Origin of the sequence: Pseudoxanthomonas sp. GM95, assembly GCF_900109775.1 — a bacterium.
Lineage (GTDB): Bacteria > Pseudomonadota > Gammaproteobacteria > Xanthomonadales > Xanthomonadaceae > Pseudoxanthomonas_A.
Window position 1 is genome coordinate 504,339 of record NZ_FOAX01000002.1, and the last position, 24,695, is coordinate 529,033.

A 24,695-nucleotide genomic window follows, 5' to 3' on the forward strand; every position below is an offset into this window, starting at 1 on the left:
CGCGCCGCTACTTTCAGAAGCGATATCGTACACCCAGGTACGCCCGGCGCCCGTAGGTGACGTATTCGCGGAAGTTGCCGTAACTGGGCTGGTAGGCCACCCGTGCTTCGTTGGTCAGGTTCATCAGTTCCAGCGACATCGACAGGTGCTTGTTGAAGCGGTAACTGGTGCGGAAATCCACCGCCGTGTTGTCGCCGTAATACCTGTTCTGCTGCGCCGCATTGCCGGTGAAGTCCTGGTAGTAGTGCGAGCGGAACTTGCCGATGGCCTGCATGCTGAACTTGCCGATGTCCCAGTACAGCGAGCCGGACAACACGTGGCGGGAAAAGCCGCTCAGGCCGGCCGTTTCGACGATGGCCGGGGTGACGATGCCGGTGGCGGTGTCGACCTGTTCGCCCAGGCGCGGGTCCTGGGTTTCGTAGTTGGCGTCGGCGTAGTTGTAGCTGACCTTGAAGCCTAGGCCGTCGAAGGGTTTGGGGAGGTAGGAGAACCGGTGCGAGGCGCTCAGTTCGAAGCCGGTCAGCGTGCTCTTCTCGTCGGTAGTCACTTCCTGGCGCACCGGCACGATCACGCTCTGGCCGTTGATGTTGTAGGGCTCGTTGACCAGCGCGGTCTGGGTGCCGCCGTTGAACTGCTTCCAGTACAGCGCGCCGGCCAGGATGGTGTCCGCGTTGGGGTACCACTCCAGCGACAGATCGCCATTCCACGACATCAGCGGCTCGGCGGCAGGGTTGCCGGCGGCGGTGATGCCATCGAGCGCGTCGGCCAGGTTGGCGTAGTTCTCGTCGTTGACGACGGTGATGGTGCGGCCGGCGCCCAGGGCGGCGATGTCCGGGCGCGACATCGCCCGGTAGGCGCCCACGCGCAGCAGCAGGTCCGGGTGCACCTCGAAGGCGGCATTGATGCTGGGCAACAGCTTGTCGTTGCCGGCCTTGAACACGCTGGTCTGGTAGTTGCCGGTGGAGTCGAGCCTGATGGTGCCATCGCCGTTGTTGGTGATGACCAGGTCGGTGCGGGCGCCGGCCGAGCGCACATCGGTCTTCACCCAGCGCACGCCGGCATTGCCCGAATACGGAATGCCGAACAGCTCGCTGCGGAACTCGCCCATCAGGTACAGCGACTTGGTCTTTTCGGTGACATCGACGTTGCTCGGATCGACCCGGTTGGTATCGATGTTGAGGTCGCTGCTGCCGGTCAGGGTTTCGTACAGGCAGCTCGGGTCGAAGTACGCCCAGCTGCTGATGGTGTTGCCGCTGCCGCCGTCTTCCAGGAAGTCGCTCTGCGGGAACGCGGTGCGGCAGGCCTGGTTGGCCGCGATGATCTGCGCACGGCCCGCGCCCGTTGAGGCGATGGCGGTGGTGACGGTGTTGTCGAAGTAGGTGTAGTCGGCTTCCGAGGCGCGCAGGCCTGCCTTGACTTTGGTCAGGAAGCCGTCTTCGGGCATGTAGCTCACGTCGAAGCGCGCGGTCTTGATGGTGTGCTCGTTGTCGGTCTCGCGCGAGCTCACCTGCGCCGCGCCGGTGTAGGCATCGGCATTGTTGGGATCGAACGCCGGGTCCAGGTAGATGCTGGGGATGTCGCCGTCCTTGACCCAGTCGTAGTTGACGTAGCCGGTGGTGCCGCTGCTGATGCCGGGCACGACACCGTTGATGCCGGCACGATTGGCCCGCAGGCGGGTGATGCGCTGGGTGTCCTGGCGCAGGGTGTGCGAGTAGGACAGGTCGGTGGAGATTTCCCACGCGGCCGACGGACGCAGGATCAGGTTCACGCCGCCGCCAGTGTATTCCTCGTTGCGGTCGTACTTGGTCGAGGTCGAATCGATCGAAGTGCTGCCGGAGAAGCTCTGCAGCACGCCGTTCTCGTCCACCACGCGGTCGTTGATGGAGCGGCGGGTGTTGGACAGGCTCAGGTCCGAGCGGTTCTCATGCCAGTTGCGGTCGGTGTGTTCGTAATCGACGTTGAGTTCGACCACGTCGTTGGGACGCCACTGCACGGCCGCGAATTCGGATTGGCGATCGTTGCGCTCCTGCTTGAGCCGGTAGATGCGGCTGCTGGGCGCCAGGTAATACGGCGCGCCGGCCGCGACCTGGTTGCCGTCCACTTCGGCACAGTTGCCGGTGTAGTTGATCTGGGTGCCATCGCAGGCATACCAGGTCGAGCCACTGGTCATGCTTTCTTCCGGGTCGCTGCCGTCCAGCGCCTGGATGCCCAGCGACACGCCCAGCTTGCCGCCGTTCTCGAATTCGAACTGATCGATATAGCTGCCGGTGCCGCGCCAGCCGATGCCGTCCTTGTCGCGGAACTTGTTGTCGTACTCGGCCCAGGTGCCCTTGGCGTCGAGCTGGATGGCGCGCTTGCCGTAGTCCAGCGGCTTGACCGTCTCCAGGCCGATGGTGCCGGCCACGCCGCCTTCGATCAGGTCCGCGCGCTGGGTCTTGTAGATGGCCACCGTGTTGATCAGCTCGGCGGGGAACATGTTGAAGTTGACCGAGCGGTCGCCGCTGCCGTTGGTGATCTCGCGGCCGTTGAAGTTGGTGCTGCTCAGGAACGCGCCCAGGCCGCGGATCGAGATTTCCGAGGCGCCGGTCTTGTCGCGGGTGGAGGCGGCGCCGGTCAGGGTCTCGATGGCATCGGCCAGCGAGGGCGCCGGCAGGTCGCCGATGTCCTGGGCCGAAAGCACGTCGGAGATCACCGTGTCGTCGCGCTTCTTGTCGATGGACGACTGGATGGAGGCACGCACGCCGGTGACCCGCACCTGGTCCAGGGTGGTCGGATCGCCGGCCTGCGAGGGGGTCTCGGGTGTGGTCGCGGTTTGCGCCGGCGCGTCGGCCGTGGCAGCGGCCGGCGGATTGGCCGGCGCAGCGGTCTGAGCCAGGGCCGAGCCACTGGCGGTCGCGAACAGGGCATACATCAGTGCGCTGCAGAGCGCGGTGGGACGGATGCGCCCGTGAGCCGGGCCTCCGAAATGGTGCCGCATGGTGATCTCCTCCCAGAGTGATGCCCGACGTGCATCGGGCCGGCGGCAGATTTCACCGAGTTTTACGCCATGTCAACCAATTGGTTCGAAACACTACTAAGGTCTATTGGTCTGGCAATAAAAGCGAATAAATATGTGCAACTGCAGCAATAAAATGCGCCAATTATGTTTTCCAGTTAGACAAAAGTTGGACTGGCAAATTGGTTGACGGGTCGGATGCCTTTGCTACCATCTGTCGCACCGGTGGCCCTGGGAGGGGCGGCCAAAGGGAGGAGTGGCATGCGTGTCTCCGCATCTGGCGTGTTGGCCCTGCTGATCTGGCTGGGCGCCACGATCGCGCCCGCCGCATCGGCGGGCCCGGCGCGCACGCTGCTGGTCCGCGACATGGCGCAGTACCAGCAGGCGACGGCGTCCCTGCGGCCAGGCGATACCGTCGTCCTGGCCGATGGCACCTGGCGCGATGCGCGCCTGGTCTTCAAGGCCAGGGGCCAGGACGGCCAGCCCGTTCGCCTGACCGCGCAGACGCCGGGCAAGGTGATCCTCAGTGGCCAGTCCGACCTGCGCCTGGCCGGCGAGCATCTGGAAGTGTCCAATCTGGTGTTCCGCGATGGCTGGGCGCCGGGCGGCGAGGCGCTGTCGTTCCGCATCTCGCGCAGCGAGCGGGCCAACCACAGTCGCGTGACCGGCGTGGTGATCGATGGGTACAGCAAACCCGACCGCGGCGAGGCCGACCATTGGGTGGCGCTGTATGGCCACGACAACCGCTTTGACCACAACCAGCTGCTGGGCAAGACCAACCGCGGCACCACGCTGGTGGTGGTGCGCGATGAAGAACAGGGCCTGGACAACCGCCATCGCATCGACCACAACTGGTTCGGCCCGCGCCCCAACCTGGGCTCCAACGGCGGCGAAACCCTTCGCGTCGGCACCAGTCACGATTCGCTGAGCGATTCGCATACGGTGGTGGAAGACAACTGGTTCGAAGGCTGCGATGGCGAGGTGGAGATCGTCTCCAACAAATCCGGCGGCAACATCTATCGCGGCAACGTGTTCTTCCACTCGCGCGGCTCGATGGTGCTGCGCCACGGCAGCGGCAACCTGGTCGAGCGCAACGTGTTCCTGGGTGGCAGCAAGGCTCACACCGGTGGCGTGCGCGTGATCAATGCGCGCCAGACCATCCGCGACAATTATTTCGAAGGACTCGACGGACAGAACTTCGCCGCCGCCCTGAGCGTGATGTACGGCGCGGTCGATGCGCCCAAGAACCGCTACGCCCAGGTCGAGCACGCGGTGATCGAGCGCAACACCTGGATTGCGTCGCGCCAGCTGCTGCTGGGCACCGGCATGGACGACGAGCGCAACGCCGCGCCGAAGGACAGCCGCTTCGCCAACAACCTGATCGTCAACGGCCAGGACAATCCGCTGGTGGTGCAGGGCGACATCAGCGGCATCGCGTTTGCTGGCAACGTGCAGAGCCCGATCGCATCGCCCGGGTTTCCCGACGGCGTGGTGGCGCACACCCTTGCGATGACGCGGGCCGCCACGGGCCTGCAGGTGCCGTCCACGCCGCTGCCGGGCATCGGCGCGCCGCGCGACCTGACGCCGATCGCACGCGAAGACGTCGGCGTGACCTGGTATCCCAAGGACGCGGCGCGCGCCGCGCTGGATCGCGGTCGCACCGAATCGGTCGCGCCCGGCGACGACACGCTGACCCGCGCGGTGCAGGCGGCCACGCCCGGCCAGCGCCTGCAGCTGCGCGCCGGCCGCTATACGGTCAACGAAGTGCTGGCGCTGTCGCAGCCGCTGACCGTGCAGGGACCGGCGCAGGGCGCGGCCGAGCTGCAGTTCAGCCGGCCGGTGCTGTTCGAACTACTGCCGGGCGCGTCGCTGCGCCTGGCGCACCTGACCGTCGACGGTGCGCAGGCACCGGATGAAGCCGGCAACGCCGTGATCCGCATTGCGCCCGGCGCCAACACGGCCAACTACACCGTGCTGATCGAAGACAGCCGGCTGGTCCATCTGGACGGCAACCGCGGCTTCGACGTGATCAATGCGGGCAAGGGCACGATGGCCGACCTGATCGCGCTGCGTCACGTGCTGGCCAGCGATGTCAGCGGACGCATCGTGTCGGCGGCGGCCGAAACCGACGATGGCGGCACCTACAACGCCGAGCGCGTGGAGATCGTCGGTTCGCAGTTCACCCGCATCGGTGGCGCGGTGGTGGACCTGTATCGCGGCGGCACCGACGAGAGCACCTTCGGCCCGGCGCTGGACGTGCGTGATTCCACGTTCCGCCAGGTGGGCCGGCGCGACGATGCCAGCCTGCGCCTGCGCGGCGTGCAACACGTGCAGCTGGTTGGCAATACCTTCGATGACAGCGCCGCCGTGCGCTTCACCCACGCCGTCGGCACGCCCACGCTGGTGGCCACGCGCAACACGTTTGCCGGTACGCCGGCGATCCAGTCCGATATTCCGGTTGAGGCCACACGATGATCCGACCCACCTCCCTGTCCCTGCTGCTGGCCGCCACGCTGGCGCTGTCCGCCGCGCCGGTGCTGATGCCGGCTGCCCATGCGGCCACCACCCAGCACGCTGCGGACGCCGCGCCGGTCCTGGTGACGCTGGATGAGTGGAAGGCGATGACCGCGCAGGGCAAGTCCGCGCCGCTGTTCGCCAAGGAGCAGGCCAAGGCCGCCAAGGAACTGGACAAGCAGATCAAGCGCGGCATCGACGTGCCGGTGCCCAAGGATCCGGGCGGCGGCTACACGCACGAGCAGCACAAGCGCAATTACCAGGCCATCGAAGCGGCCGGCACGCTGTATCGCCTGACCGGCGACATGCGCTACGCCGAGTACGCACGCGACATGCTGCTGCAGTACGCCAAGCTGTATCCCACGCTGGGCCCGCATCCGGCCGGGCGCAGCGAAGTCCCGGGCCGCCTGTTCTGGCAGACGCTCAATGATTCGGTGTGGGTGGTGCATGCGATCGCCGGCTACGACGCGATCCGCGACACGCTCAGCGCTGCGGACCGCAAGAGCATCGATGACAACGTGTTCCGCGCGATGGCGCGCTTCATGTCCGATGAGTCGGCCGACAACTTCAACAAGATCCACAACCATGCCACCTGGGCGGTCGCCGCCGTCGGCATGAGCGGCTACGTGCTGCGCGACGAAACGCTGGTCAACAAGGCGTTGAAGGGCACGAAACAGGACGGCAACGCCGGCTTCCTCAAGCAGATCGACCAGCTGTTCTCGCCCGATGGTTATTACGAGGAAGGCCCGTACTACCAGCGCTATGCGCTGGCGCCCTTCATCCTGTTCGCCGATGCGATCGCGCGCAACGAGCCGCAGCGCAAGATCTTCCAGTACCGCGACGGCGTGCTGCTCAAGGCGGTCGATACGCTGGTGCAGACCAGCTACGGCGGCTATTTCTTCCCGCTGAACGACGCGATCCTGGACAAGGGCGTGGACACCGAGGAGCTGGTCGCCGGCATCGACATCGCCTATGCGCAGACTGGCGATGCGCGCCTGCTCGCGGTCGCCCAGCAGCAGAAACGCGTGCTGCTCAGTCCCGAAGGCCTGGCCGTTGCGCAGGCGCTGCAGGAGAAGAAGGCGAAACCATTCGCCTTCCATCCCACGCTGCTGCGCGATGGCGGCGACGGCACCCAGGGCGCGATGGCGATCCTGCGCATGAATGGCGACGACGGCCAGACCCTGGTGATGAAGAACACCACCCAGGGCATGGGCCACGGCCACTTCGACAAGCTCAACTGGATCTTCTACGACAACGGCCAGCGCGTGGTCACCGACTACGGCGCCGCGCGCTTCCTCAACGTCGAGGCCAAGCAGGGCGGCATCTACCTGCCGGAGAACAAGAGCTGGGCCAAGCAGACCGTGGCCCACAACACGCTGGTGGTCGATGAGACCAGCCACTTCGACGGCGACTGGAAGATCGGCGAGCAGCGTCCGCCCAAGCAGCTGCTGTTCGCCACCAGCGACGACACCCAGGTCAGCGCCGCACGCATGGAGGGCGCCTATCCGGGCGTCAGCTTCACCCGCACGATGGCGCTGGTGTCGCATCCGGAGTTGAGCGAGCCGGTGGTGATCGACCTGTTGCGCGTGCACGGCGACAAGCCGGCGCGTTACGACCTGCCGCTACACTATGCCGGGCACGTGATGCAGGTCGGCTTCAAGGCCGAACGCGCGCTGGCCGAGCGGCCGGTGCTGGGCAAGGACAACGGCTACCAACACCTGTGGGTGGATGCGGTCTCGCAGCCGGCCTCCGAACAGCGCACGCTGGAATGGCTGCTGGATGGGCGCTTCTACACCTATCGCTTCGCCGGCAGCGCGCCGAGCCGCGCGATCCTGGCCGAGAGCGGGGCCAACGATCCGGACTTCAACCTGCGCCGCGAGCCGGTGCTGATCCAGCGCATGGACGGGCAGAAGGACGCGACCTTCTTCGGCGTGTTGGAACCGCATGGCGAATACAACGGCACCGCCGAATACGTGCGCGGCGCCAACAGCCGCATCGACAAGCTCGAACGCGTGCGCGGCAGCGACGCCGACGTGATCGTGCTGACCATCGCCGGTGGCAAGACGCTGGCGCTGGCGGTGGCCGACGATCCGGACAAGGCCGATGTCGAGCATCACGTCAGCGGCAATGGCTACGACTATCGCTGGCGCGGCGGCTGGGCGCGCTTCGATGCCAAGTCCGGCGCCGCCAGCGGCGCTGCACAGCAGGCGAAGACGCCATGACCCGCACCCGCTCGGCCGTGCGCTGGATGATCGTGGGCATGATCGCCGTGGCCACGGTGATCAACTACATCGACCGCAACGCGCTGGCCGTGATGTGGCCGGAAATCGCCAAGGACGTCGGCGCGACCAAGGAGGACTACGCGCTGCTGGTGACGGTGTTCATGCTGTTCTATGCCGCGGGCCAGTTCGTGTTCGGCCGGCTGTTCGACATCATCGGCACGCGCATGGGCTTCGCGTTGTCGATCGGCGTGTGGTCGATCTCGATCGCCCTGCATTCGGTCACCCATTCGATCCTGTCCTTCAGCATCGTGCGCGCCATGCTGGGCATCAGCGAGGCCGGCGCCTGGCCCGGCGCGGTCAAGGCCAATGCCGAGTGGTTTCCCGCCCGCGAACGCGCGCTGGCGCAAGGCATCTTCAACGCCGGGGCATCGGTGGGCGCGATCATCTCCGCACCGCTGATCGCGCTGCTGTTCCTGTGGCTAGGCTGGCGCGGCACTTTCATCTTGGTCGGCGCGATCGGCTTCGTCTGGCTGCTGCCGTGGCTCGTGATCTATCGCGCGGGTCCGGACAAGCATCCGTGGGTGAGCGAAGCCGAGCGCGTACTGATCCTGGACAAGCCGCTGCACGCCGATCCCAATCCCGCACTGGAGTACCTGCCGACCGTGCGCGAGTTGATGTCGCACCGGCAGAGCTGGGGCATCGTGGTGTCGCGGTTCTTCCTCGATCCGATCTGGTGGCTGTTCGTGTCGTGGCTGCCGATCTACCTGGCCGAAACCTTCGGCTTCGACATCAAGCAGATCGGCATCTTCGCCTGGGTGCCGTACGTGGGCGCGGCGATCGGCAGCCTGCTCGGCGGCTGGCTGTCGGGCCGGTTGATCGCCCGCGGCTGGAGCGTGGACCGCGCACGCAAATGGTCGATCACGATCGGCTGCGTGGTGATGGCGCCGGCGCTGCTGGGCGCAGTGCTGGCCACCGATCCGCTGTGGGCGGTGATCACCATTGCCGCGGTGCTGTTCGGCTTCCAGGTCGCGATCGGCAACATCCAGACCCTGCCGGGCGACCTGTTCAGTGGCAAGTCCGTTGGCTCGATGGCCGGCATCGGCGGCATGGCCGCGGTGGCCGGCACGCTGATCACCACGTGGCTGGTGCCGGTGATGACCGCCAAGTCTTACGCCCCGATTTTCATCCTGGTCGCCGCACTGGTGCCGCTGTCGCTGATCGCGACGTGGTGGATCACCGGCCCGATCAAGAAGCTCGACGGTCCCGCACGACGCGGCTGACCTGCTGTTCCTTTTCTCTCCCCACTTCTTAAGGACATTCCATGGATTTCAAAGACAAGGTCGCCATCGTCACCGGCGGTGGTCGCGATATCGGTCGCGAGGTTTCGATCAAGCTGGCCGCAGCCGGCGCCAAGGTCGTGGTCAATTACGCCAACGACGACGCCAGCGCGCAGGCGACGGTCAAGCAGATCACCGACGCGGGCGGCACCGCGATCGTGCATCGCGCCGACGTCAGCGATGCCAAGGCCGTCGAAGGCCTGGTCGCGGCCACGCAGGCGGCGTTCGGCCAGAAGATCGACGTGCTGGTGAATGTCGCCGGCGGCATGGTCGAGCGTCGTACGCTGGCCGACATCGACGAGGCGTTCTTCCACAAGGTCATGGACCTCAATCTCACCTCCACCTACCTCACCACGCGCGCGGTCGTGCCGCACATGGCGCAGGGCGCGGCGATCGTGAACTTCGCCTCGCAGGCCGGGCGCGACGGCGGCGGTCCGGGCGCGGCGATCTACGCCACGTCCAAGGCCGGCGTGATGACCTTCACCCGGGCGATGGCCAAGGAACTTGGGCCCAAGGGCATCCGCGTCAACTCGCTGTGCTGCGGCATGATCGCCACGCGTTTCCATGACGATTTCACCAAGCCGGAAGTGCGCACCGCCGTGGCCGGCGCCACGCCGCTGCGTCGCCAGGGCGATGCGGCCGAGGCGGCCGATGTCGCGGTGTATCTGGCCTCTTCGGCGGCCAGCTTCATCCAGGGCGCCAACCTGGACGTCAACGGCGGCACCTACTTTTCCTGATGTCGCCTGGGAGGGCCTTTATGCGCTGGACTCATGCACTTCCGTTGTTGCTGGCCTTCGGGTTGGTCGCGTTGCCGGCCCGCGCGCAGGTGTGGGTGCCGGCATGGACCGCCTCACCCGCGCCGGACCGCAAGGACGGGACGCCGGACAAGCCGGTGCAGTTCGCCGACCAGACCGTGCGCCAGGACATGCGCCTGGGCACCTCGGCCAAGGCGCTGCGTTTCCGCATCAGCAACGAGCTGGGCGTGGCGCCGCTGAAGGTCAACGCGCTGACCGCGCAATTGGCCGGCGGCAAGGGCAAGCCGCTGCCGGTGACCTTTGACGGGCGCAACGACATTGTCGTGCCGATCGGCGCGGCCTTGCTCAGCGATGCCGTGCCGCTGGCCGCGCCGGCGATGGCCGAGGTCACGCTGAACGCGTATTTCCCAGAGCCCACCATTGCCGTCGTGCGGCGCACGCCGCTGCGCGTGGCCGCAGGCAAGGTCGCCCAGATCGATGACGCGGTGAAGCTCTCCTACCTGCAGTCCATCGTCTCGGCGATCTACGCAGAACGCGCGAGCAAGCCGACGATCGTGGTTGCGCTGGGCGACTCGATTACCGAAGGTGCCACCGCCGAGCGCGGCAGCCACGGCCAGTGGCCCGAGTTGCTGGGCGCGCGCCTGCAGCAGGCGTGCCCGGACCAGTTCGTCGTGCTCAACCAGGGCATCAGCGGCAACAAGGTGATGGATCCGGGTCGCAGCCACAGCGCGTTGGCCCGTATGGATCGCGACGTGATCGCGGTGTCGCAGGCCGACCAGGTGATCCTGTTCGAAGGCATCAACGACATCCGCCACGGCGGCGCGCCGCAGATGATCCCGGGGCGCAACGCCGACGACATGCTGGTCGCCTATCGGCAGATCGCCACGCGCCTGCACCAGCATGGCATCAAGGCATACGCGGCGACGATGACGCCGTTCGGCGGCTCCGAGCGCTACGAGCCGGTCTCCGCCGGCACGCGCACGACGATCAACACCTGGATGCGCAGCAAGAACAGTCCCTTCGATGCGCTGATCGATTTCGACAAGATCCTGCGCGATCCGGCCAAGCCCGAATCGCTGCCCGACCACATCACCCGCGATCACCTGCATCCCAACGACGAAGGCTATGCGCGCATGGCCAACGCCATCGACCTGTCGCTGTTCGGCTGCAAGGCACGATGAGCACGACGGTGGCGGGAAGCGTGTTCGACGTGCCTGCGCGCGACGGGCGCCGTTGGGACTGCGCTGCGCTGGGCGAGGTGATGCTGCGCTTCGATCCGGGCGAAGACCGCATCCGCAGTGCGCGCACGTTCCGCGTCTGGGAAGGCGGCGGGGAATACAACGTCGCCCGCGGCTTGCGCAGCACCTTCGGCCATCGCGCCACCGTGCTGACTGCGTTGCCGCGCAGCGAGATCGGCGCGCTGGCCGAATCGCTGATCGCAGCCAGCGGCACCGACACCGCGCAGATCCTGTGGCGCGACTACGACGGTATTGGCCGCAACACGCGCATGGGCCTGAACTTCACCGAGCGCGGCTTCGGCCTGCGCGCGGCGCTGGGCGTGTCCGATCGTGCGTATTCGGCCGCGTCGCAACTCGCGCCTGAGGACTTCGACTGGGACATGCTGTTCGGCGCGCAGGGCGCGCGCTGGCTGCACACCGGCGGCATCTTCGCCGCCTTGTCCGAAAGCACGGCGCGCACCGCGGTGGCCGCCGCCCGCGCGGCCCGCGCGCACGGCGTGCCGGTGTCCTACGACCTCAATTACCGCGCCAGCCTGTGGAAGGCGCATCCCGATCCCGATGCCGCGCGTCGCACCAACTGCGCAGTCGCGGCCGAATGCACGCTGCTGATCGGCGACGAATATTCCTTCGCCGCCTGCCTGGGCATGGACGTGTCCGACCTGGGCACACGCACCACGCCGATGGACCTGGCGCCGGCGCGTGCCGCGGCGCAGCGGGCGTTGGCGCAGTTCCCGCAGCTCAAGGCGGTGGCCTTCACCCTGCGCGATGCCAGCAACGCCTCGCGCAACGGTTGGGCCGGCGCGCTGTGTACGCGCGATGAGGTGTACCTGTCTTCTTCGTACACGGTCGATATCCTCGATCGCGTGGGTGGCGGCGATGCCTTCGTATCCGGCCTGCTGCACGGCGTGCTGTCAGGCGCGGACCTGCAGCAGTCCGTCGAGCTGGGCGCCGCGCATGGCGCGCTGGCGATGACCACGCCGGGCGACAATGCCATCGCTTCGCTGGCCGAAGTCGAATCGGTGATGCGCGGCGAGTCCGCGGCCGCGCGTCGCTGACGCCCCAATCTAACTCCAGGAATCCATGTCATGCCCGAAGTCGTCGTATTCGCGGTCGAAGGTCGTACCGCACAGCAGAAGAAAAACCTGATGAAGGCCATCACCGATGCGGTGGCCGAACACTTCACCGTCGATCCGGCCGGCGTGGTCGTGCAGATTGTCGAAGCGCCGCGCGATTCCAAGTCCAAGGGTGGCGTGCCCTACAACGAGCGCTGACGCGCGCGACTCAGGTCCGCACGGCGGCCCGGTTGCGGCCGCCAGCCTTGGCGTCGTACAGCGCCAGGTCGGCCAGTTCGACCAGGCTGGCCGGGCCCGCATCCGCCCCCAGGCGGCCGGGCCACACCGAGGCTGCGCCGACGCTGATGGTGACCACCGGCGCGGTATAGCTTTCGGCGTGCGGCACGCCGAGTTCGCGCACGCTGCGGCACACCGCTTCGGCCAGCACGCGCAGCGCGTCGCTGTCGCAGCCCGGCAGGACCAGTGCCAGTTCTTCGCCGCCGTAACGCGCGGCCAGATCGCCATGCCGGCGCGCGCAGCGTTTGACCGCCGCCGCCACCTGGCGCAGGCAGGCATCGCCGGCCTGGTGGCCGTAGGTGTCGTTGAACGCCTTGAAGTGGTCGATGTCCACCAGCAGCAGGCCCAGCGGCGTGCTCTCGCGCACCGCGCGCGGCCAGCTGTCGGCGAGGTATTCGTCCAGGGCGCGGCGGTTGGCCAGCCCGGTCAGGCCATCGGTGCGCGCCAGCGCTTCAAGCTGGTCCTGCACCACCTGCCGTTCCAGCAGCTGGCGGCGCAGCCATTCGCCCAGGCCGGCGAACAGGCCGATCGTGACCAGCGTCAGCAGCGCATGCGTGCGCACCGAGCGCTGCCAGGCGCCCAAGGCTTCGTGCTCGGACAGCGCGGCCACCGCGATCAAGGGAAAGTGTTCGGCGTGGTGGAATCCACTGATGCGCCGCACCTGATCCACCGGCGAGACGTAGGTGAGCGAACCGCTCACTTTCCCCTGCATCGAGGCGAACAGTGGCGTCTTGCTGAGATCGCGGCCGACGTTGCCGTTGTCGTCGGGCAGGCGCGCGCAGACCACGCCCTGCGCGTTGATCAGGGCAATCGCGCCCTGCTTGCCGACGTCGTAGCCGCGATAGAAGTCGGCGAAGTAATCCGAGCGGATGCTGGCCAGCACGACGCCACCGAACTTGCCCTCGGCATCGTTGAAGCGCCGGGTGATGGTGATGATCCAGGTGTTGTCGGTGCGGCTGCGCACCGGCGGTCCCATCCACGACAGCGCATCGTCCACCTCGCGGTGATGGATGAAGTAGGCGCGGTCGCTGTTGTTCATGTTGGCCGGCACGTTCGGCAGCGAAGTGGCGATCCACTTGCCCTGCGCGTCGTAGACGAATAACCCGTGGATGCGGGTGGAGCGCGCGGCTTCCTGGCGCAGGAACGCATTGAGCAGCGCGAGGTTGCGCGGGCCGGTGCCGTAGTCGTGCAGGCTCTCGACGATGCCCGCCAGGGTGCTGTCGGCGAGCTGGAAGGAGTCCTCGGCATGCTGGCCCACCGAGCGCGCCAGATTGGACGCATCCAGCTGGATCTGGGTGCGCGCCTCGGCGCGGGTTTCCAGACCGTGCCAGTACTCCACGCCGGCAAAGATCAAACACACGGCCAGGACGAAGCCTCGCAGCATGTTGGGCAACAAGCGCCTCGGCGTCTGGTCCAGCGTGGTCATTGCATCGTCTCCCTCGGTGCGAGGGTAGACGTTTGTCGCGGTGGCGTCATGCGCACGCATCCAATCCCTGGAAGCGGCCATCCTGGCCGCACGCGGTGCTTAGTTGGGCAGGTGCTGGCGCATCGCGCCCAGCAGGGCCTGCCGGTTGTAGGGCTTGGCCAGGAAGGCGGCGTTGCCGGGGAAGTCGCGGAAGCTGTTCTGTGCGTGGCCGGAGGTCAGCACGACCGGCAGCTGCGCGTTGAGGTCGCCGATCCGGCGTGCCAGCTGGATGCCGTCCATGCCGCCGGGCATGTTGATATCGCTGAAGATCAGCGACACATCGGTATTAGAGGCCAGCAGGTCCAGGGCCTGCATGCCGCCACTGGCTTCCACCACGGCGTAGCCTTCCGCTTCGAGGATCATCGCGGCGATCTCGCGGGCACCAGAATCGTCCTCGACGATGAGGATGACGGGCATGCTGGCGCTGGACATGGTATTTCCGGGGCAAAAGACAGCCCGAATGTGCCAGCGAGCGCGTGAAAGCGGAGTGACCCTCTTCAATCGCGGCCCCTGTGGTCACTACAATGGCAGCCAGATGCCACCAGGCGACCGCTACCGCCAGATCGTCGAGCTCTCGCAGGATTGCATCCTGGAGCTGGACGCGACTGGACGGATCACCTCCGTCAATCGTCATGGCCTGGACATGCTGGGCGCGTTCGAGCGCAATGACGTCCTGCGCCAGCCCTGGCAGGACTTCTGGCCGGAAACATTGCATGTCGTGGTCCGCGAGGCCTTGCGCCGCGGCTTGGACGGACAGTCCAGCGAATATCTTGGCAGCCTGACCACGTTGCGCGGCGTGGTGCGGCAGTGGTCGGTCTCGATCGCGCCACTGACCGATGTTGGCGGGCGCGTTGAATCCCTGGTGGTGGTCGGGCGCGACATCACCGAGATCCGCCGGGTCGAGCAGGCGCTGCGCACGCTCAATGTCAGTCTGTCCTCGCAGCTGCAGGGCGCCGAAAGCCGCGCGATCGCGGCCAGCGAGCACAACGAATACCTAGAAGCGACCCTCACCCAGGCCCAGGTCATCAGCGAGCGGCGTCGCCACCACGAGCTGCAGGCGCTGGAACAGCGCGACATCGCCGAGGCGGCCCGCGCCATGGCCGAGCACACCGCGATGCAGGCACAGAAGGGCGAAGCGGTGGGGCAGCTGGTGGCCGGCATCGCCCACGATTTCAACAACATGCTGCAGACCGCGGTGGCGGCGATCAGCGTGGTGACCGACAACCCCGATGCGCTGACCCCAATGCAGCGCAAGCTGCTGGGACGCGGCAGCGATGCGCTGGCCCATGCCACCACGGTGGCCAAGCGCCTGCTGGGCTTCGCCCGCCAGCATCCGGTCCATGCCGAAGACATGGACGTGCAGGAGGTCGCGCTGGAAATGGCCGACCTGATGCAGCAGAGCCTGCCGCCGGACATCGAGCTGGTCGTGGAGCAGCGGGCGGGTGCCTTTCCGGTCGTGGCCGATCGCCATGGCGTGGGCCAGGCGGTGATGAACCTGTGCATCAACGCCCGCGATGCCTGCGACGGTGCCGGCACGATCACCCTGCGGTGCGATACCGGCCGGGTGGAACCGCAGTCGGTCACACCGACCCGGGCATTGGGTGATTACGTCACCCTGGCCGTGTCCGATACCGGCAGCGGCATGGATCAGGTGGCGATGTCGCGCCTGTTCGAACCGTATTTCACGACCAAGCCCGAAGGCCGCGGCACCGGCCTGGGCCTGGCCCAGGTGTACGCGCTGATGCGCCAGGCCGGCGGCTTCATCGACGTGGACAGCGCGGTCGGTGTCGGCACGGTGATGACCTTGTGGTTCCCGCGTGCCCATCTCATGGCCGAGCAGGCGCCGGTCCTGGTCTCGGCCGACGGGCTCCAGGCCTGAGTCCTGCGTTCCGGCGGCAGGTTTGCCGCCGGTTTGAAGTCTCTCCGAAACGAAAACAGCCGCTCGAAAGCGGCTGTTTTCTTGTGCGATGTCGCTGAAGACTCAGAGCTTGCTGGGCGCGCCCATGATCTTCTGGTCATCGCCGTTCAGGCGGGCGTTGGCGTCGGCGCTGAGCAGGGCGTTGACGTCCTGCAGGTCGGCCGCGTCCAGCGTGCCGGCAGCGGCTTCCAACAGCAGGCGGTTCTGCAGGAAGTTGTACTTGGCCAGCGAGTACTGCTCCTGTGCCGCGACCAGGTTGTTCTGGTTGGTCAGCACGTCCAGCACGGTGCGGGTGCCGACTTCCAGGCCGACCTGCGAGGCGTCGAACGCGCTGCGCGCCGAAACCACGGCCGAGCGACGGGCCTCGATCTCGCTGATGCCCGCTTCCAGCACCTGGTAGGCGTTGCGCGTGTTGCGCACCACCGAGCGGCGCTGCAGCTCGTAGGCGTCCTGCGCCGAATCGCGCTGGGCGATGGACTGGCGCACCTGCGACTGGATCGCACCGCCGGAGAAGATCGGGATGTCCAAGGTCACGCCGATCGAGCGGCCGTCGTTCTGGCCACGGCTGTTGAGCGCGTTGGCGGTGTCATCGCCGCCCCAGGCCGCGCTGCGCGTGTAGGCGCCGCTCAGGCTCAGGGTCGGCAGGTGGCCGGCGCGGGCACCGGCAACACCGGCTTCGGCCGACTGCACCTGCAGCTGAAGCGACTTCAGGGCCGGGTTCTGGGCAATGGCGGTATCGACCCAGCCGTCGGCGCTGTATTCGCTGGGCAGCTGCGGCTTGAAGTCGTCCGGCAGGCCGCGCAGGCTGGCGACCGGCTGGCCGGTGATCTCGGTCAGCGCCTCGTAGGCGTCCTTGAGCGTGTTGCGCTGGGTGATGACCGTGGCGCGCGCGCTGTCGTAGGAGGCGCGGGCTTCATGCACGTCGGTGATCGGGGCCAGGCCGACGTCCAAACGCTTCTGCGCATAGTCGAACTGCTTCTGGAAGGCCGCTTCGGCTGCTTCGGCCGAGGCCAGCGTCTCGATCGCGATCAGCACGTTGAAGTACGCCGCCGAGGTGCGGGTGATCAGCGAGTCGTTGGCCGAATCCAGGTCGAAATCCGCCGACTGGCTCAGCGCCTTCTGCGAGCGCACCGTGGCGTAGGAGCTGAAGTCCACCAGCTTCTGGCTGACGTTGACCGCGTAATCGCGCGAGCGCGGGGCTTCGATCCAGTCGCCGCCGTGGGTGACCTTGGCGCTGGAACGGCCCAGCGAGGCGCTGCCGTTGACCTGCGGCAGCAGGGTGGCGCGCGCCTGCACGACGCCTTCCTTCTGCGACAGGCGGTTGGCTTCGGCCTGGGCCAGCGTCGGATCGCCGTTGCGGGCCATTTCATAGGTCTGCATCAGATCGGCGGCCGAAGCAGCGGAGGGCAGCGCCAACGCAACTGCGAGAACGAGAGGAAGACGGCTCATCGGAGGGGGTTCCTTGAAAGTTTTGGTGACGCTTAAAAAACGAATTCGGCGACCGGCGCGGCGCCGGTCAGGTACGCAAGGTCGGTCTCGAACAGCGATTCCACGCGCGGACCGGCGGCGTCGTTGTGGATCAGCACCGCGTCCATGACCGGCGAGCGGCCGCGCACCACGAACAGGCGACCGCCCGGGCGCAGCCACGTCATGAAGGACAATGGCAGGGTGTCGACCGCGGCGGTCACGCAGACCACGTCGAACTGGCGGTCGCTGGCCCAGGTCAGGGCATCGGCCACTTCGACCCGTACGCTGCTGGACAGGCCGGCGGCAGCCAGGTTGGCCTGCGCGGTGGCGGCCAGGTCCGGATGCAGCTCCAGGCTGACCACTTCGCGGCCCATCGTGGCCAGGCAGGCGGTCAGGAAGCCGCTGCCGGTGCCGATTTCCAGCACATCCTCGCCCGCCTGCACGTCCAGCGCCTGCAGGGTGCGGCCTTCGATCACCGGCTTCATCATGCGCTGGCCGTGGCCCAGCGGCAGTTCCAGGTCGGCGTAGGCCAGGGCGCTGTGCGCCGGCGGCACGAAGGTTTCGCGCGGCAGCGTGGCCAGGGTTTCGAGGACGCGGCTGTCCAGCACGTCCCAGGGACGGATCTGCTGTTCCACCATGTTCTCGCGGGCTTGGGCGTAATTGATCGTCATGGGCGTGCTTTGAGGGGGCGTGTCGGGGCGCGGGAGCAGGGCATTCTAGCGGTGCGTGGCACGTCCGGCATGTTCAGGATGGCCGCGCGGGCCGATCCGACGCAGTGCCGGAAGTCATCGGGACTGTGGTCATGGCATGGCGTTCAGCGCACCGCGTAAGCGCGCAGGAACATGTCCACGGTCGCGTCGAGATGGCGCTCCACCTCGCCTTCGACCGGGCCACTGCACACGCCGCACATCATTCGCGCGTATAGCTCGCCCTTGAGCAGGGTGAAGAACTGGGTCGCGGCGACGCCGACATCGGGGATGTCCAGCTTGCCTTCGGCCACGCCCGAGCTGAGAAACGCCGAGAACGCATCGTGGGTGCGTTGCGGGCCGGCCGCCCAGAAGATCTGGCGCAGGTTTTGATCGGCCTGGCCCGGGTTGAGCATGATCCGGTGGGTGCTGATGGCCTCGTCGCTGACCACCAGCTTGAAGAAGCCCTCGGCGATCTGGCGCAGCTGGCCGCGCACGCTGCCATCGGCCTGCACGTTGAAGAAGCCATCCGGCAGCATCTCCTCGCACAGGGTGCGGATCGACTCGGAAAACAGCGATTCCTTGTCGCCGAAATGGCTGTAGACGGTCAGCTTGGACACGCCGGCCTCGGCGGCGATGCGGTCCATGCTGACCCCGGCAAAGCCTTCGCGGCCGAACAGCACCTTGGCGGCGTCCAGGATCGCGGCGCGTTTGGCCAAGTCCTTGGGACGACCAGGGCCAGACGGCACGCGGGCGGTGCAATCAGGGTCGGCGGGCATGGAGCTGGGGGCTTGCGGGGCCATCCGCCAATACTAGACTAGGCGGTTCGATATTTACAGTCTCGGGCAGGCCAAGCTGGCCTGCCTGTCATTGTCCCGTCAGGTTTAGCGGAGCGCCGGCAACTGCCAGGCGCTCCGCTAACGGCTCAGTCGCGCAGCTCGGCGACGAAGCAGTGGGTGTCCAGCTGTTCCAGCACGGCCGCAGTGGCTTGCTGGGTGGACAGCGCCTTGCCCGGACCGGCCAGGTCGGCGGTGAAGGCGCGAGCGTCCAGCGCGGCGCTGACCGCGCGTTCGATGCACTGGGCCTCTTCTTCCAGGCCCAGCGAATGGCGCAGCAGCATGGCCGCCGACAGGATCGTCGCGTAGGGATTGGCGATGCCCTTGCCGGCGATGTCCGGGGCCGAGCCGTGGATCGGTTCGTAGATCCCCACTTTCCCTTCCTGGCCCAGCGAAGCCGACGGCAGCAGGCCCAACGAGCCTGCCAACATCGAGGCCTCGTCGGTGAGGATGTCGCCGAACATGTTCTCGGTGACGATCACGTCGTACTCGCGCGGCTTGGCCAGCAGGTGCATGGCCATCGAGTCGACCAGCTGGTGTTCCAGCTCGACCTCGGGGAATTCCTCGCGGCCGATGCGCGTGGCCACATCACGCCACAGGCGCGAGGTTTCCAGCACGTTGGCCTTGTCCACCGAGGTGACCTTGCCGCGGCGGGCCTTGGCCAGCACGAAGGCGCTGCGCATCACGCGCTCGATCTCGGCCACCGAATAGCTGCACAGATCGCTGGCGGCCTCGGCCGTGCGGGTCTTGTCGCCGAAGTAGATGCCGCCGGTGAGCTCGCGCACGACCATGATGTCCACGCCGGTCAGCAGGTGCGGCTTGATCGGCGAGGCGTCCAGCGCGGCGTTGTGCGGGCGCACCGGGCGCAGGTTGGCGAACAGGCCCAGGGCGCGGCGGATGGCAAGCAGACCCTGTTCCGGGCGCACCTTGGCGTTGGGGTCGGACCACTTCGGCCCGCCGACCGCGCCCAGCAGCACGGCATCGGCGTTCTGGCAGGCGACGGTGGTGGCTTCGGGCAGCGGTACGCCGTGGCGGTCGATGGCGATGCCGCCGATGTCGTGCTCGGCGAAGGTGAAAGTGTGGCCGTGGTGCTTGGCCACCGCCTGCAGGACGGTGATTGCGGCAGCGGCCACTTCCGGGCCAATGCCGTCACCGGGCAGGACGACGATGTCAGCGTGCATGGGAAGCCTCGTAACGTGCGATATCGGGAGCGCGGGCCAGCAAGTAGCCCAGCTCGTCGACACCTTCCAGCAGACAGGTCTGGGCAAAGGCGTCGAGCGGGAAGGTGTAGGTGCGGCCATCGGGCGTACGCAGTTCGCGCGCGGCCACGTCGATGGTCAGCTGATCGTCCGGCCGCTCCATCAGCGTCTGCACGTCGGCTTCGGCCAGCACGATCGGGATCAGGCCGTTCTTGAGGCTGTTGTTGCGGAAGATGTCGGCGATCTCGCTGGAGACCACGGCCTTCAGCCCCAGGTCGGTCAGCGCCCATGGCGCGTGTTCGCGCGAGGAGCCGCAGCCGAAGTTGCGCCCGGCCAGCAGCACCTGGCGGCCCGCGCTATGCGGCTGGTTGAAGGCAAACTCCGGGTTCGGCACGCCTTCGGTCTTCCAGCGCCAGTCGTTGAACGCGAACTGGCCCAGGCCGGCGCGCTCGGTCGTGGACAAAAAGCGCGCCGGGATGATCTGGTCGGTGTCGATATTGGTCGAACGCAGCACCACGGCCTGCGAGGTGACGGTCTGGATGCCGGCCATTACACGGTCTCCTTGGCGTCGTCCGCAGGCGCGGCCACCACGATCTCGGCCGAGGCCAGCAAGGCTTCGGCCTGGGCCGGCAGCGGACGCAGCGGGGTATCGCGGATGCTGCGCGCCAGCGCACTGGCGACGGTGGCGGAGAAGGCCATGTCGGCGGCCTGGTTGGTATCGCGGTTGGGCATCACGCCACTTCCTTCTGGTCAGCGTCGAACAGTTCACGCACATCGGCCACCTGGCCACGCACCGCCGACCACGCCGCACCCAGCGGCGAGGCCAGCAGCGTGCGCGAACCCGGACCCTGGCGGCCTTCGAAATTACGGTTGCTGGTGGAGACGGCCAGCTCGCCGGGGGCGACCAGGTCGCCGTTCATGGCGATGCACATCGAGCAGCCGGACTCGCGCCATTGCGCGCCGGCGTCGCGCACGATCACGTCGATGCCTTCGGCCTCGGCCTGGCGCTTGACGATCTCCGAACCGGGCACGACCAGCATGCGTACGCCCTCGGCGACCTTGCGCCCGGCCAGCACGCGGGCGACGTCGCGCATGTCGCTCAGGCGGCCGTTGGTGCATGAACCGACGAACACCACGTCGACCTTGGTGCCCGCTACGGCATGGCCGGCCTCGAAGCCCATGTAGTCCAGCGACTTCTGCGCGGCGGCATCGTTGGCGGCCGGGATCGGCGCGTCGATGGCGATCGCCGTGCCCGGATGCGTGCCCCAGGTCATGGTTGGGCGGATGTCGGCGGCATCAATGGTGACTTCGGCATCGAAGCGCGCGCCGTCGTCGCTGCGCAGAGTCTTCCAGTAATCGACTGCAGCCTCGAAGTCGGCGCCCTTGGGCCCGCGCGGGGTCGCCGCGACGTAGTCGAAGGTGATCTGGTCTGGCGCCACCATGCCGGCGCGCGCGCCGGCTTCGATCGACATGTTGCACAGGGTCATGCGCTGCTCCATGTCCATCGCCTCGATGGTGGAGCCGCGGTATTCCAGTACGTGGCCGGTGCCGCCGTTGACGCCGATCTGGCCGATGATGTGCAGGACCACGTCCTTGGCGCCGACGCCCGGTGCCAGCGGACCGTCGACGGTGATCGACATGGTCTTGGGCTTGCGCTGCAGCAGGCACTGGGTGGCCAGCACGTGGCCCACTTCGCTGGTGCCGATGCCGAAGGCCAGCGAGCCGAACGCGCCATGCGTGGAGGTGTGGCTGTCGCCGCAGACGATGGTCATGCCCGGCTGGGTGAAGCCTTGTTCCGGCGCGATCACGTGCACGATGCCGCGGTTGTCCGAGCCCATGTCGAACAGCTCGATGCCGTACTGGGCGCAGTTGGCTTCCAGCGTCTCGACCTGCTTCTCCGCGGCGGCGGTGTAGTAGGGCAGCTTGCCGTCGGCGCCGCGCGGCAGGGTCGGCGTGGAGTGATCCATCGTCCCCTTGGTGCGGTCCGGGCGATGCGGCGCGATGCCGCGCGCACGCAGCTCGGTGAAGGCCTGCGGCGAGGTCACTTCATGGATCAGGTGAAGGTCGATGTAGAGCACCGCGGGCGCGGTGTCGCTCTCGGGCACGACGACATGCGCGTCCCACAGTTTCTCAAAAAGTGTTCGAGGGGCCGGGGTGCGGGGGGCTGGGCTCATTGCGGATTGCCTTGCTTGAAATCGGAAGGAGTGGACGTGCGCGCGACGAAGCGCAGGCGCACGTAGTCGGCATGCCATTGGCCGCGCTGGTCGCACAGCGCCGGGCGCAGCAGGGTTTCGGTGTCTTCCAGCACGCGCCGGCGCACGTGCGCCTCGACATCGGCCAGGAATGGATCGGCGAAGGTCCGCAGCCAGCCGGCGATGCCGGTCGGCAGCGGGGTCGGGCGCGGGATCAGCGCGATCTGCTCGACATGGAAGCGATGCTCGGCCAGCAGTGCGGCGTATTCGTCGGCCGTGGGGAAGAACCAGGCGAACGTCGGTTCGCCCGCATCGTGGGCGCACAGCGACGCGCGCAGCGCGGTGACGATGGCTGCGACATTGCCGTGGCCGCCGAACTCACCGACGAAACGGCCGCCCGGCTTCAACGCGCGCTGCACGCCGGACAGCACCGCCTCAGGCTGGCGCATCCAGTGCAGGGCCGCGTTGCTGAAGACCGCATCGAAGGCGTGGTGGAAGGTCAGCGCGTGGCCGTCCATCACCCGTGCATCGACGCCGCGTTCGACCGCCGCGGCGACCAGGTCGGGCGAGGCATCGACGCCGATCACCTGCGCGCCGCTGGCCGCTAGCTGCGCGGTCAGCACGCCGTCGCCGCAGCCCAGGTCCAGGATGCGCTCGCCGGCCTGCGCGGCCAGCAGCTCGGCCACCGGCGCGCCAAGCGTCGGCACGAAGCCGGCGTTGTGCGCGTAGCGGGCGGCATTCCAGGTCTGGCCGGCGACCGTGGTCGCCGAGGCGATATCGGTGTTCATGGCACGGGCTTGGATCAGGCGGCGGCGGCTTCGGACGGCGTGGGCGCGGCCTGGCGATGACGCAGCAGGCGATTGGCCACGTCCAGCCACGCCAGCGCGCTGGCTTCGATGATGTCCTTGGAGGTGCCGGTGCCTTCGTACTCGACGCCGTCGTGGCGCACGGAGAGGCTGGCTTCGCCGCGGGCATCGGTGCCGATGCCGACGCTGTGCACCTGGTAGCTGTCCAGGGTCAGCTGCACGCCGGTGGCGGCCGACAGCGCGCCGAACAGCGCATCGACCGGGCCATTGCCCTGCGCGGTTTCGGCGACGCGGTTGCCGTCCGGGTCGGACAGCTCGACCAGCGCATTGGCGCGGTTGCCGACGTCGGAGATCGTCATCGAGGACAGGCGATAGCCTTCGCTGACGCTGGCGTCCTGCATCAGGGTCTGCAGGTCGGCGTCGTTGACCACGCGCTGCTTCTCGCACAGGGCCTTGAACTGCTCGAAGACCAGCTTCAGCTCGTCTTCCTCGAGCAGGTAGCCCAGCGCACGCAGGCGTGCCTCGACTGCTGCGCGACCGCTGTGGCGGCCCAGCACCATCTGCGTGTCCGGCCAGCCCACGTCCTGCGGCAGCATGATTTCGTAGGTGCCGCGATGGCGCAGCATGCCGTGCTGGTGGATGCCCGACTCATGCGCGAACGCATTGGCGCCGACGATGGCCTTGTTGCGCTGGACCGGCATGCCGACCAGGCGCTGCAGCAGCTGCGAAGTCGGCACGATGCGGCGCGTATCGATGTTGGTGCCCAGGTTGTAGAACGCGTTGCGCACCTTCAGCGCCATCGCGATTTCTTCCAGGGCGCAGTTGCCGGCGCGTTCGCCGATGCCGTTGATCGAGCCTTCCACCTGGCGCGCGCCACCTTCGATGGCGGCCAGCGAGTTGGCCACGGCCAGGCCCAGGTCGTTGTGGCAGTGGGTGCTGAAGATCACGTCCTTGGCGCCTGGCACAGTGGAGATGATCCGCGAGAACATGCCGCGGATTTCTTCCGGCGTGGTGAAGCCGACGGTGTCGGGCAGGTTGATCGTGGTGGCGCCGGCGGCAATGGCGACCTTGACCACTTCAGCCAGGAAGTCCTCTTCGGTACGGGTGGCGTCCTCGGCCGAGAACTCCACGTCGTCCAGGCTGGCGCGTCCCAGGCGCACGTGCTTGTCCACCGATTCCAGCACCTGCTCCTTGGTGATGCGCAGCTTGTGCTCGCGGTGCAGCGGGCTGGTGGACAGGAACACGTGCAGGCGTGGTTTGGCGGCGCCTTCCAGGGCGCGTAGCGAGGTCTCGATGTCGCCGGCCAGGCAGCGCGACAGCACCGCCAGGGTCGGCGTGCGGATTTCGCGCGCGATCAGCGCCATGGCCTCGCGGTCGGACTGCGAGCTGGCCGGGAAGCCGGTCTCGATGATGTCCACGCCCAGCTCGGCCAGGCCGCGGGCCATGACCAGCTTCTGCTGCGGCGACATGCTGCAGCCGGGAGACTGCTCGCCGTCGCGCAGGGTGGTGTCGAAAATTCGTACGTTGTCGGTGGTAATGGCGTTGGTATTCATGCGATGGATTCCTCTACGGCTTCGGCCGTCCTGACGGCGATGGGGCGGCGTGTTGTCTGGGGCGTTGGCGCGGTGGGAGGAAGGGGGGCGTCTTCGGGGGCATGCTGCAGGCCGGTGCGCCGCCTCGGGCGGCTTGCGGGCCGGTGCGGTCGCGGTGCCGCGC

General features: G+C 67.5%; 20 protein-coding genes. 8 read left to right on the forward strand and 12 right to left on the reverse strand.

Annotation, left to right across the window (positions count from 1 at the left end; all coding sequences use genetic code 11):
- Positions 1 to 13: 13 nt before the first annotated feature.
- Positions 14 to 2,911 carry a TonB-dependent receptor gene (locus tag BMZ17_RS10365; protein WP_093138506.1) on the reverse strand — a complete coding sequence of 966 codons (2,898 nt, stop codon included), beginning with the start codon at positions 2,909 to 2,911 and terminating at the stop codon, positions 14 to 16.
- A 345-nt stretch (positions 2,912 to 3,256) separates the two neighbouring features.
- On the opposite strand from BMZ17_RS10365, the gene BMZ17_RS10370 reads away from it, so the two are divergent.
- Genes BMZ17_RS10370 through BMZ17_RS10400 form a run of 7 tightly spaced genes read left to right on the forward strand, consistent with a single transcriptional unit; the run spans position 3,257 to position 12,332 of the window.
- Positions 3,257 to 5,470 (forward strand): polysaccharide lyase 6 family protein, encoded by a 2,214-nt coding sequence (locus BMZ17_RS10370; protein ID WP_093138507.1) that lies wholly within the window; start codon positions 3,257 to 3,259, stop codon positions 5,468 to 5,470.
- Positions 5,467 to 7,731 carry an alginate lyase family protein gene (locus tag BMZ17_RS10375; protein ID WP_093138508.1) on the forward strand — a complete coding sequence of 755 codons (2,265 nt, stop codon included), beginning with the start codon at positions 5,467 to 5,469 and terminating at the stop codon, positions 7,729 to 7,731. The genes BMZ17_RS10370 and BMZ17_RS10375 overlap by 4 nt, the downstream gene beginning before the upstream one ends.
- The gene (locus BMZ17_RS10380; protein ID WP_093138509.1) at positions 7,728 to 9,011 is read left to right on the forward strand and encodes an MFS transporter; all 1,284 of its coding nucleotides are present in this window, start codon (positions 7,728 to 7,730) and stop codon (positions 9,009 to 9,011) included. The genes BMZ17_RS10375 and BMZ17_RS10380 overlap by 4 nt, the downstream gene beginning before the upstream one ends.
- A gap of 41 nt (positions 9,012 to 9,052) precedes the next feature.
- On the forward strand, positions 9,053 to 9,805 hold the full coding sequence (locus BMZ17_RS10385; protein WP_093138510.1) for an SDR family NAD(P)-dependent oxidoreductase: 753 nt from the start codon (positions 9,053 to 9,055) through the stop codon (positions 9,803 to 9,805).
- 20 nt (positions 9,806 to 9,825) lie between these two features.
- Positions 9,826 to 11,004, forward strand: coding sequence for a GDSL-type esterase/lipase family protein (locus tag BMZ17_RS10390; protein WP_093138511.1), 1,179 nt, complete (start codon positions 9,826 to 9,828; stop codon positions 11,002 to 11,004).
- Positions 11,001 to 12,116 carry a sugar kinase gene (locus BMZ17_RS10395; RefSeq protein WP_093138512.1) on the forward strand — a complete coding sequence of 372 codons (1,116 nt, stop codon included), beginning with the start codon at positions 11,001 to 11,003 and terminating at the stop codon, positions 12,114 to 12,116. Before BMZ17_RS10390 ends, BMZ17_RS10395 begins: the two co-directional genes overlap by 4 nt.
- 30 nt (positions 12,117 to 12,146) lie before the next feature.
- The gene (locus BMZ17_RS10400) at positions 12,147 to 12,332 is read left to right on the forward strand and encodes a tautomerase family protein (protein ID WP_093138513.1); all 186 of its coding nucleotides are present in this window, start codon (positions 12,147 to 12,149) and stop codon (positions 12,330 to 12,332) included.
- Positions 12,333 to 12,342: 10 nt separating this feature from the next.
- Here the strand turns inward: BMZ17_RS10400 and BMZ17_RS10405 are convergent, their stop codons facing one another.
- A complete protein-coding gene (locus BMZ17_RS10405) occupies positions 12,343 to 13,836 on the reverse strand; it encodes a GGDEF domain-containing protein (RefSeq protein WP_175485552.1) in 1,494 nt (497 codons plus the stop codon).
- Positions 13,837 to 13,935: 99 nt separating this feature from the next.
- Positions 13,936 to 14,307, reverse strand: a complete 372-nt coding sequence (locus tag BMZ17_RS10410; RefSeq protein WP_093139608.1) for a response regulator — start codon at positions 14,305 to 14,307, stop codon at positions 13,936 to 13,938.
- 103 nt (positions 14,308 to 14,410) lie between these two features.
- Between BMZ17_RS10410 and BMZ17_RS10415 the strand changes: the two genes are divergently transcribed.
- Positions 14,411 to 15,754 carry a two-component system sensor histidine kinase NtrB gene (locus BMZ17_RS10415; RefSeq protein ID WP_175485553.1) on the forward strand — a complete coding sequence of 448 codons (1,344 nt, stop codon included), beginning with the start codon at positions 14,411 to 14,413 and terminating at the stop codon, positions 15,752 to 15,754.
- Between the two features lie 102 nt (positions 15,755 to 15,856).
- On the opposite strand, the gene BMZ17_RS10420 is transcribed toward BMZ17_RS10415, so the two are convergent.
- From BMZ17_RS10420 to BMZ17_RS10460, 9 genes are all read right to left on the reverse strand, one after another.
- Positions 15,857 to 17,242, reverse strand: coding sequence for a TolC family outer membrane protein (locus BMZ17_RS10420; RefSeq protein ID WP_093138516.1), 1,386 nt, complete (start codon positions 17,240 to 17,242; stop codon positions 15,857 to 15,859).
- Between the two features lie 32 nt (positions 17,243 to 17,274).
- The gene (locus tag BMZ17_RS10425) at positions 17,275 to 17,931 is read right to left on the reverse strand and encodes a protein-L-isoaspartate O-methyltransferase family protein (protein ID WP_093138517.1); all 657 of its coding nucleotides are present in this window, start codon (positions 17,929 to 17,931) and stop codon (positions 17,275 to 17,277) included.
- Positions 17,932 to 18,074: 143 nt separating this feature from the next.
- Positions 18,075 to 18,725 carry a TetR/AcrR family transcriptional regulator gene (locus tag BMZ17_RS10430; RefSeq protein ID WP_254775273.1) on the reverse strand — a complete coding sequence of 217 codons (651 nt, stop codon included), beginning with the start codon at positions 18,723 to 18,725 and terminating at the stop codon, positions 18,075 to 18,077.
- A 146-nt stretch (positions 18,726 to 18,871) separates the two neighbouring features.
- Positions 18,872 to 19,963: a 3-isopropylmalate dehydrogenase gene (gene leuB, locus BMZ17_RS10435; protein WP_093138519.1), complete on the reverse strand. Its 1,092-nt coding sequence runs from the start codon at positions 19,961 to 19,963 to the stop codon at positions 18,872 to 18,874.
- Positions 19,953 to 20,531, reverse strand: coding sequence for a 3-isopropylmalate dehydratase small subunit (gene leuD / locus BMZ17_RS10440; RefSeq protein ID WP_093138520.1), 579 nt, complete (start codon positions 20,529 to 20,531; stop codon positions 19,953 to 19,955). The genes leuB and leuD overlap by 11 nt, the downstream gene beginning before the upstream one ends.
- Positions 20,531 to 20,713, reverse strand: a complete 183-nt coding sequence (locus BMZ17_RS10445; RefSeq protein ID WP_093138521.1) for a hypothetical protein — start codon at positions 20,711 to 20,713, stop codon at positions 20,531 to 20,533. Before BMZ17_RS10445 ends, leuD begins: the two co-directional genes overlap by 1 nt.
- On the reverse strand, positions 20,713 to 22,155 hold the full coding sequence (leuC, locus tag BMZ17_RS10450) for a 3-isopropylmalate dehydratase large subunit (RefSeq protein WP_093138522.1): 1,443 nt from the start codon (positions 22,153 to 22,155) through the stop codon (positions 20,713 to 20,715). The genes BMZ17_RS10445 and leuC overlap by 1 nt, the downstream gene beginning before the upstream one ends.
- On the reverse strand, positions 22,152 to 22,961 hold the full coding sequence (locus tag BMZ17_RS10455) for a class I SAM-dependent methyltransferase (protein ID WP_093138523.1): 810 nt from the start codon (positions 22,959 to 22,961) through the stop codon (positions 22,152 to 22,154). The genes leuC and BMZ17_RS10455 overlap by 4 nt, the downstream gene beginning before the upstream one ends.
- 14 nt (positions 22,962 to 22,975) lie before the next feature.
- On the reverse strand, positions 22,976 to 24,532 hold the full coding sequence (locus tag BMZ17_RS10460; protein ID WP_093138524.1) for a 2-isopropylmalate synthase: 1,557 nt from the start codon (positions 24,530 to 24,532) through the stop codon (positions 22,976 to 22,978).
- Between the last annotated feature and the right edge of the window lie 163 nt (positions 24,533 to 24,695).